Source organism: Actinomadura sp. 7K534, assembly GCF_004348575.1.
Classification (GTDB): Bacteria; Actinomycetota; Actinomycetes; order Streptosporangiales; family Streptosporangiaceae; genus Spirillospora; species Spirillospora livida.
Genome location: NZ_SMKB01000463.1, coordinates 1 through 1,709, shown reverse-complemented (window position 1 = coordinate 1,709; position 1,709 = coordinate 1). Strand labels below are relative to the sequence as shown.

Below are 1,709 nucleotides of genomic sequence, written 5' to 3'. Positions count from 1 at the left end.
GGGGTGGGGTGAGGCGGGGATGAGCAGGGCGTCGGTCGCCGTGGATTGGGTCGGCCGAGTTGTGGGAGCAACCGAGCCGTTGGTGTCGGCGGCCGGCGCCCGCCCGTCTTCGCCGCTTCGGACTGGTGCGAAGGGCGAATATGGTCAGATCATGTCTGATCTGGCGTATGACCCCTGGTCCCCCGAGTTCGTCGCGGACCCCTATCCGGTGTTCGAGCGGCTCCGTGCCGAGCGTCCGGTGTTCTACCACGAGGCCACCGGCCAATGGGTGATCAGCCGGTATGAGGACGTCGACGCGCTGCTGCGGGATCGGCGGCTCGGACGTTCGTATCTCCACGTCGCGACTCATGAGGAGTTCGGGCGCGAGCCGGAGGCCGACTTCCTCAAGCCGTTCTGGGACCTGATTCGCGCCGGAATGCTGGACGTCGAGCCGCCCACGCACACGCGGCTGCGGCGCCTGGTGTCCAAGGCGTTCACCGCCCGCATGGTGGAGGGTCTGCGCCCGACGATCAGGCGGCTCGCCGGGGAGTTGGCCGCGGAACTCGTGGCCAAGGGTGGCGGTGACCTGCTCGCCGAGGTCGCCGAGCCCCTGCCGGTGAACGTCATCGCGGAAATGCTCGGCGTCCCCGTGGAGGACCGGCATCTCCTGCGTCCGTGGTCGGCCGACATCTGCGGGATGTACGAGCTGAACCCGCCGGTCGAGGTGCAGCGGACGGCCGTCCGCGCCGCCGTGGAGTTCTCCGACTACCTGCGCGGCCTGGCGCGCACTCGGCGGGACGAGCCGCGCGACGACCTCATCACCGCGCTCACCCAGGTCATGGACGAGGGCGACCGGCTCACCGAGGACGAGCTGATCGGAACCTGCGTCCTCCTGCTCAACGCCGGACATGAGGCCACGGTCAACGCGACCGGCAACGGCTGGTGGTCGCTGTTCCGCAACCCCGGTGAGCTGGAGCGCCTCCGCGCCGACCCGTCGCTCATCCCGACGGCCGTTGAGGAACTGCTGCGCTACGACACTCCGGCGCCCATGTTCGAACGCTGGGTCTTGGAGGACATCACGGTCGCCGGCATCGACATTCCCCGTGGCGCCGAGGTCGCACTTCAGTTCGCGTCCGCCAACCGCGACCCCGAGGTCTTCGCCGACCCGAACGAGTTCGATCTGTCCCGCGACCCGAACCCGCACATCACCTTCGGTCTCGGCATCCACTACTGCCTGGGCGCCCCATTGGCCCGCATCGAACTCGCCGAGTCTTTCGGCGCGCTGATCCGGCAAGCCCCTGGCCTGCGCTTGTCCACCGAACCGAAGTGGAAGCCCGGCTACGTCCTACGCGGCCTGCAGTCTCTCCACGTGGAGTGCTGACCTCGCCGCTCCGCCTTCGCGGTGTGTGCCCGCGCCGGTGATCCTCGCCGCGCTCCGCTCCGCGCCCCGGTCTGCCCGGCGGGCTCCGCTGCGCTACTACCTGCCGTGGCACTCGGCGGCGCCGCCGTGGGATCTTCCACGCACACCTGCGCGGGTGCAGCGTTTCCGCTTGCCGCTATGCAGGGTGTTGCGTCCTGGGGGTGAGTGGGGGAGGGATTGGGATGTCGGTGGTCTGGGCTAGCCAGCCGAAGCCGCCCAGGCCGGAGGGGTCGGTCAGTTCGGCGTCCTCGCCGGCGTGGCAGAGGGCGGCGACGTAGGCGCGGGGGTCGCGGTGGGCCAGGTCCAGGGG

1 protein-coding gene is annotated in these 1,709 nt (G+C 70.0%); it reads left to right on the top strand.

The window, feature by feature from the left end; all coding sequences use genetic code 11:
* The first annotated feature begins 151 nt into the window (after nt 1-151).
* Nucleotides 152-1,360: a cytochrome P450 gene (locus tag E1266_RS37110; protein ID WP_132055242.1), complete on the top strand. Its 1,209-nt coding sequence runs from the start codon at nt 152-154 to the stop codon at nt 1,358-1,360.
* Nucleotides 1,361-1,709: the final 349 nt, after the last annotated feature.